The following is a 7,644-nucleotide window of genomic DNA, read 5'->3' as shown; positions in this document are numbered from 1 at the left end:
GGGTGCCGTCAGATTGCTTTCGGCAATCAATGCAGCGCAGAAGTATTGGTCCCAGACGGCTTTACTCTCGGACGCCTGCTTGTTCATTTGGTCGGAGATCATATTCGACTCCTCTAGATGAAAGAACACTGCCCATTCTACGCCTGGGCTGCGTGACAGTGGGGTCTCGGCCTGTCGGGGCGACGCAGATACGTCGGGTTACAGAATCCACCGCAGGAGAACATGAGACGCGATCCACGATGACGCCTCGACCACCGTCCATTGAAGCAGGAGACAAACGGACAAGTAAGCCGCGAAGAACTTGATCATCGTTCGCCTCCCCATCAACTGCTCTCCCACTCAAAAAGACAACGACACTTGGTCATGTGTTCTGGTTGGATGCAATTGGTGGCTAGCAGTTCAATGTCAAATCGAACTGGTTTTTATTCGGCACCCAGCGGCTACCTGAGCAACAGCCTCAAATGATAATATTTCTCGTATAAGCATGCGCCCCCCGTTTTCTGACCATCATGGGCAATGCGTGATGCTGGCGGACGTAACTCTCTCCAATGTCGCGACACAAGTTGCTGATTCGCGGTAACCATCCGGGCAAAACGCCTTCCTGATGCCATCGCTTAGGGTCAAGGTGAGTGCGAACAAATTCCTTACATGTTTTTACATCTTCGAACCCAGCGTACAACGGCAACTTACATCGCCTTCCAATAATCGGCACCGGAATAATAAAAAGACCGATTACATGGAGAGTTTCTAATGCCCTTTACCCGTACTGTTCTAGCGTTGTCCCTTGGCCTGATTTTTTTGCAGAGCCAGGCACAGGCGGCGCCGCCGCTGTCGCTCACTAACGGCAACTCCGAGCTGACTGCACAAATCAGTAATGCGTGGATTGAAATCAACAAGACCGCGCTAGAGCATAATATCCGCACCCTGCAAGCCGAGCTGGCCGGCAAGTCGAAACTCTGTGCGGTACTGAAGGCCGACGCTTATGGTCATGGTATTGGGTTGGTGATGCCTTCGGTGATCGCGCTGGGTGTACCGTGTGTAGCGGTCGCCAGTAACGAAGAGGCGCGAGTGGTTCGCGAAAGCGGCTTTAAAGGCCAGTTAATCCGTGTTCGCACCGCCTCCCTGGGGGAGCTGGAAAATGCGCTGCAGTACAACGTCGAGGAACTGGTTGGCAACCTCGATTTCGCTCGCCTGGCGGCCGATCTTGCACATAAACACGGTCGCAAACTGCAAGTGCACATCGGCCTCAACTCAAGCGGCATGAGCCGTAACGGCGTGGAAATGGCTACCGAGCAGGGTAAACAAGACGCGCTGGCGATCACCAAACTGCCGAACATCGAAGTGGTTGCGATCATGACCCACTTCGCCGTGGAAGATAAGGACGATGTGCGTAAAGGGCTGGCTATCTTCAATGAGCAAGCCGCCTGGCTGATGGACGTCGCGCAGCTTGATCGCAGCAAGATCACCCTGCACGCCGCTAACTCCTTCGCCACCCTGGAAGTACCCGAATCGCGCCTGGACATGGTGCGCACGGGCGGCGCGTTGTTTGGCGATACCGTCATCTCGCGCACGGAGTATCGGCGCGTGATGCAGTTCAAGTCGCATGTGGCCTCGGTCAATAGCTATCCCGCTGGAAACACAGTGGGTTACGACCGCACGTTCACCCTGACACGTGATTCGAAACTGGCCAACATCACGGTCGGTTACTCCGATGGTTATCGCCGCGTTTTCACCAATAAAGGTGTGGTGTTGATCAATGGTCATCGCGTGCCGGTGGTGGGCAAGGTGTCGATGAACACCGTGATGGTCGATGTCACGGATGCACCCGACGTCAAGGCGGGTGATGAAGTAGTGCTGTTTGGCAAGCAAGGCGCAAGCGAAGTCAGCCAGGCTGAAGTCGAAGAGATCAATGGTGCGCTACTGGCCGACCTCTACACCGTCTGGGCAGTGCCAACCCGAAAATACTGGTCGAGAAGTAATCCCACCATTATCGTAAATCACAGGATCGGCGTTCACATTGTCCAATGTGAACGAACCCTTATTTTGTGACCGCTTTGAAGAAATCCAGACAACAAAAAGGGCCCACCTTTCGGTGAGCCCTTCTAGACCGCCCAGCAGAGCGGATTTTGTTTGGTAGGCGCGATTGGACTCGAACCAACGACCCCCACCATGTCAAGGTGGTGCTCTAACCAACTGAGCTACGTGCCTGCTGTGAGGCGGCATTCTACGGAATTCCGGAGGGGTGTCAACACCTTTTTTCGAGCTAACCCTATGAATATGCAAAATATTTAATTTTGCGACTGCAAAGAAGATTTTGCGGTGGCTGGCGGTCGATTTTTAACTCGGGTAGGATCGTTGCACTCGTAAAATATATTAAACAGAGGCAGCAGGATGGCGAACACCCCTACCCAGAGTCCTACTACGCCGCATCGGCCAATGCGGTTGCGCCGCGCCCGGCTTTGCAAGATAACGTGGAGACTGATGTCTGCGTTATTGGCGCCGGTTATACCGGTCTTTCTGCGGCATTATTCCTGCTGGAGAACGGTTTCCGGGTGACGGTGCTGGAAGCGGCGAAGGTGGGTTTCGGCGCGTCGGGGCGTAATGGCGGCCAGATCGTCAACAGTTACAGCCGCGATATCGACGTGATCGAGCGCAGTGTCGGTCCGAAGCAGGCTCAGTTGCTGGGACAGATGGCATTCGAGGGTGGGCGGATCATTCGTGAGCGGGTCGCCAGGTACAACATCCAGTGCGATTTGAAAGATGGTGGCGTATTCGCCGCCATCACTGCCAAACAGATGGGTCACCTGGAGTCCCAGAAGCGTCTGTGGGAGCGTTTCGGTCACACGCAGCTTGAACTGCTGGATCAGCGACGCATTCGTGAGGTGGTGGCCTGCGATCAATATGTCGGCGGCATGCTCGACATGAGCGGCGGGCATATTCACCCGCTCAATCTGGCGCTGGGTGAAGCGGCGGCTGTGGAGTCGCTCGGCGGCACGATCTATGAGCAATCGCCGGCGGTGCGCATCGAGCGTGGTGTAAATCCGGTGGTGCACACGCCCCAGGGCAAGGTCCGGGCAAAATTCATTATCGTGGCGGGCAATGCGTACCTGGGCAATCTAGTGCCGGAATTGGCCGCCAAGTCGATGCCATGCGGCACTCAGGTCATCACCACCGAACCCTTGGGCGATGCGCTGGCGAAAAGCCTGTTGCCTCAGGATTACTGCGTCGAGGACTGCAACTACCTGCTCGACTACTACCGACTGACTGGCGACAAACGCCTGGTATTCGGCGGCGGCGTGGTGTATGGCGCTCGGGATCCGGCGAACATCGAAGCGATCATCCGGCCGAAAATGCTCAAAGCCTTTCCGCAGCTAAAAGATGTAAAGATCGACTACGCCTGGACAGGAAATTTCCTGCTGACTCTGTCGCGTCTGCCCCAAGTCGGGCGACTGGGCGACAATATCTATTACTCCCAGGGCTGCAGCGGCCACGGCGTGACCTACACGCACCTGGCGGGCAAGGTCCTGGCTGAAGCGTTACGTGGCCAGGCTGAGCGTTTCGACGCGTTTGCCGACCTGCCGCACTATCCGTTCCCTGGCGGCCAATTGCTGCGCACTCCGTTTGCGGCATTGGGCGCGTGGTACTACGGACTACGAGACAAGTTCGGGTACTGACCAACACCACAAATCTTTGTGGGAGCGAGCTTGCTCGCGATGACGATTGATCATTCGACAGAGATGTCGACTGATCCAACACCTTCGCGGGCAAGCCTCGCTCCTACAGGAGTAAAGTCAGAGGCGATCCCGCCCAATGCCGCTGCGAATCCGCAGGATATCGGCGAGAACAGCCAAGGCAATTTCCGCAGGCGTCTTGCTGCCCAGGTTCAAGCCGATTGGCGCATGAATCCGCGCCAACTCCCCTTCCCCAAACCACCAATGCGCCGCAAGCGCTCGAAGCGCTTTTGCGATGTCTGCATAGAACCCATCACACCGATATAGAACGCCTCGGTGCGCACCGCTTCCATCATTGCCAAATCATCAATTCGCGGATCATGGGTCAGCGCCACCACCGCCGTATCACTATGACAGCCGCCATCGGCGATGAACACTGACGGCAGTTGGCGACGAATCTCCACGTTATCCAGCACCACACCTTGCAGTACTTCTTCGCGTGGATCACACAGAATCACCTCGAACCCCAGGCCCACGGCAAATTCCGCGCAGGCTTGAGCCACGCTCGAATACCCGGCCAGCAACAAACGCTGAGCCGCGCCGATGCGTAGCCGAACCCGATCGATTTCTCGCTCGACGCGTGAACCCTGTTCGCGATCATCGAAAAGACTGCGCGCGCCGCTGGCCAGGTCGACCTCACGGATCAACCGGCGTCGGCCCAACAGCGCCGACTCCAGTTCGCGCAAATGCGCCTGCACTTCGCAATCAGACTCAAGCGTCTCCACCAGCACATCGAGCACGCCGCCACAGGGCAAGCTGACCCGCGAGCGCGGGTCGTCGCCCTCGCCGTAGCGCACGACGCTGATCGCTTGTTCAAACGCACCTTCGGCGACGCGTTCGAGGAAGTCCTCTTCCACGCAGCCGCCGGACAGCGAACCGATCCACTGCCCTCGGTATTCACCGCCAGCAACGAACCCGGCGCGCGCGGCGCCGAACCGTAGGTGGCGAGGACGGTGCACAGCCAGACACGCTGTCCGGCCGACGACCACTCCAGCGCCCGGCGCACCACTTGCAGATCCAGATGCTGCATGTCAGTGCGCCTTGTGCTCGAGCGGCGGCGCATCCGCGCGCAGCGTCTGCACTTGGTTCACCGCCAGATCACTCGCCTGACCACCCCAACCCTGGCGCAGGTAGTTCAACAAATCAGTCAGCTGCTCGTGACTGAGCTTCTCGGCAAAACCCGGCATCGGTTGCATGCGTTCGAACCCGGCAAATTTCTGCTCGCCGATACCATCGTCGATCACCCGCACCAGGTTGCGCGGATCCTCCAGGCGCAGTGTGGTATTGCCGCGCATGGCCACAGCGATGTGCGGCTTGCCTTCGCCACCGACCGCGTGACAACCGGCGCAGACGTTCAAATACCCCTGACGGCCGCGCTGGGCACTGGCACCGAGCTTGTCCAACGGCACATCAGTCAGCATCTTCGTCGCCGGCGGTTGATCGCCGAGCAGAAACGTCGCCATGGCCGCCAGATCCGGGTCATTCAGGCCCTGGGTGCTGTTGTGGAACACCGGGAACATCTCGTTGAACATCGTGCCCTGAGCACTCATACCGTGCTTGAGGAACGTGCTCAGGTCCTGATGATTCCAGCCGCGAGCCGCCAGGTCATTGGCCAGCAGGCTCGGCGCCAGGTAACCGTTGAGCAGGCCGCCGGTCATGCGCTTGTCCTGCTGCATCGCCCCCGGCAAGCCGCGAGGCGTGTGGCATTCGCCGCAGTGACCGAGTACGTCGACCATGTATTGGCCACGCTTCCAGGCCTCGCTTTTACCTTCGGTCGGCGCCAGCTTCACGTCCTTGCCGTAGAGCATGTTCCAGCCCATCAGGCCCAGGCGAACGTTGAACGGGAAGCTCAGGCTGGTCACCGGCTCGGCACGTTCGATCGGCTCGACGGTTTTCAGGTAAGCATGAATCGCGTCGGAGTCTTCACGAGGCATCAGCTGATACGAGGTGTACGGCATCGCCGGGTACAGGTTCGCACCATCGCGGCGCTTGCCTTCGGTCAGCGCGGCGAAGAACTCGTCATCGTTGTACAGACCGATGCCGTGCTCTTTGCTCGGGGTGATGTTGGTGCCGTAGATCGTGCCGAACGGTGAGACGATCGGCAGACCGCCCGCGTACGGTGCACCGCCCGGCGCGGTATGGCAGGCCATGCAATCGGCGGCGCGGGCGAGGTATTCGCCGCGCTTGACCTGATCATCCGCCTGCGCCAGCAATACAGGCGCAGCCAGCCCGACCGCCAGCGTCAGGCGGGTAAGTAGATACTTCATGCTTAACCCTCCTTGACCAGGCCGAGATCGGTCAGCACATTGCGCGTGGCGCTGTAGTAGCGCACGTATCCGGTGCATCGGCAGATGTGATGGCCGAGGCTATCCTCGATGACTTTTCCAGCTGGCTTTTCACGATCGGATGACGCTGCAGTTTTTCCACCAGCACCGTCGCGGCGTTGACGAAACCTGGCGCGCAGTAGCTGCACTGGAAGGCGAATTCGTCGACGAAGCGCTGCTGGATCGGGTTCAGCTCAGTGACTTTTCCCTGTTCGTCGCGAGTTGCGTGGCCTTCGATAGTGCGTACCTTCTTGCCTTCGAAATAGTGTGCGCCGGTGATGCAGGTGCGCACTTCCTCACTGGTGCCGTCGGGGTTGTCGACGATCACCACACAGGCGTGGCAGATGCCCTGGCCGCAGCCCAGGCGCGAGCCTGTGAGGTTTTTGTATTCGTGCAAGTAATCGATCATCGGCAGGTCATCAGGGATGTCCACCGGGCCGACGGTTTGACCGTTAAGGGTCAGTTGAAGCGGACGGTTAGCCATTGAGGGCCTCCTTGATGCGTGCAGAAGTGATGGGCAGGTCGCGAACGCGTTTGCCGATGGCGTGGGCCACGGCGTTGCCGATGGCGCCGACCACCGGGATCATCACCACCTCGGCGATGCCCTTGGACGGGTCGCTCGGCGACAGCGGCGGCAGGATTTCTGCGGTCTGGTTCCACACCGCTACGTGCCGCGCCATCGGCAAGCGGTAACGGTTGAAGTTCCAGTCACCCTCCCCCGGCCCACCTTCGTACAGCGGCATTTCTTCCATCAATGCATGGCCGATACCCATGGCGATGCCGCCTTCGAGCTGGCCCTTGACCAGCTCCTCCACCAGCACCCGACCGCATTCGACCCAGGAGTGATGGTTGAGCACCGTCACTTCGGCCGAGCCCTTGTTCACTTTCAACTCCACCAGTGTTGCCACGGGGCTGTAGTAAGTCACTGCTGCATTGTTCAACTGGGTCACCGGGTAGGCGATGTTCTGCCGATCCAGCAGATGGAAGCCGGCGCTGGTCATCTGCGCCAGTTTCGCCTTCGGTGCACCGTCGCCGTACTTGACCGCCAGACCATCGAGCGGCAAACGCTCACGCACGCCGTCGATGCTGTATTCGGCCTCGGCCCAGCTCCAGCGGTTAAAACCGTGCACCGTGGCGCCGGTAACCAGACCGCGCTCATGGGCACGCTTGGCCAGCATCGCGAAAGGCAATGGTTCCATGCCGTTGGCGGTGAGTTTGCCATCGACCCAATGGGCGTCTTCGCGGCGCACTACATAAGGGTTGGCCTGGCCACCGTAAGGACCTTGTCGCCAGATTTCCAGTGCTGCCGGCCACAAGCCGTGGTTGAACAACACGCGCGCCGCTTCACGGGTGGCATGGCTGAAGTAATAGGCGGAGTTGGTCGCCGACGACGCCGAAGCGATCTTGCCGACCCAGCGCGGATTGCGCAGGAAGTTGTCCTGCTCGGCCTGACTCATGATGTAAGGGTTGCCGCCGGTGATCAGCTGCATCTCTTTCCAATCGGTTTCGCCAGTCTTCACTTCGTGCGCCGCAAGACCGAGGAAGTCGGCCACGACCATCGCTTGTGAAGTGGACATGCCGGTGCGATT

4 protein-coding genes, 1 tRNA gene and 3 pseudogenes are annotated in these 7,644 nt (G+C 59.0%); 2 read left to right on the top strand and 6 right to left on the bottom strand.

All coding sequences use genetic code 11. The annotated features are described in order from the left end of the window. Window positions 1-750: 750 nt before the first annotated feature. Window positions 751-1,979: pseudogene (alr, locus tag CES87_RS32235) on the top strand (alanine racemase). A 152-nt stretch (window positions 1,980-2,131) separates the two neighbouring features. Here alr and CES87_RS32230 read toward each other — a convergent pair. Beyond that, window positions 2,132-2,208: transfer RNA gene (locus CES87_RS32230), tRNA-Val, on the bottom strand. Window positions 2,209-2,372: 164 nt separating this feature from the next. On the opposite strand from CES87_RS32230, the gene CES87_RS32225 reads away from it, so the two are divergent. Continuing rightward, window positions 2,373-3,674 carry an FAD-binding oxidoreductase gene (locus CES87_RS32225; RefSeq protein WP_128609445.1) on the top strand — a complete coding sequence of 434 codons (1,302 nt, stop codon included), beginning with the start codon at window positions 2,373-2,375 and terminating at the stop codon, window positions 3,672-3,674. A 117-nt stretch (window positions 3,675-3,791) separates the two neighbouring features. Here CES87_RS32225 and CES87_RS34805 read toward each other — a convergent pair. The 5 genes and pseudogenes from CES87_RS34805 to CES87_RS32205 form a co-directional block, all read right to left on the bottom strand. Next, window positions 3,792-4,207 (bottom strand): annotated as a pseudogene (locus tag CES87_RS34805) (XdhC family protein). Window positions 4,208-4,374: 167 nt separating this feature from the next. Further along, window positions 4,375-4,761, bottom strand: a complete 387-nt coding sequence (locus CES87_RS34800) for an XdhC family protein (protein ID WP_371858299.1) — start codon at window positions 4,759-4,761, stop codon at window positions 4,375-4,377. Window position 4,762: 1 nt separating this feature from the next. After that, window positions 4,763-5,998, bottom strand: a complete 1,236-nt coding sequence (locus CES87_RS32215) for a cytochrome c (RefSeq protein ID WP_128609441.1) — start codon at window positions 5,996-5,998, stop codon at window positions 4,763-4,765. A gap of 2 nt (window positions 5,999-6,000) precedes the next feature. Then, window positions 6,001-6,539 (bottom strand): annotated as a pseudogene (locus tag CES87_RS32210) ((2Fe-2S)-binding protein). Beyond that, window positions 6,532-7,644: molybdopterin cofactor-binding domain-containing protein (locus tag CES87_RS32205; RefSeq protein WP_141239483.1), on the bottom strand; the 1,113-nt coding region annotated here is incomplete at its 5' end. The gene CES87_RS32205 and the pseudogene CES87_RS32210, both read right to left, overlap by 8 nt.

The sequence above is a fragment of the Pseudomonas sp. ERMR1:02 genome, from assembly GCF_002277815.1.
Classification (GTDB): domain Bacteria; phylum Pseudomonadota; class Gammaproteobacteria; order Pseudomonadales; family Pseudomonadaceae; genus Aquipseudomonas.
This window is presented reverse-complemented; position numbering and strand designations above follow the sequence as displayed.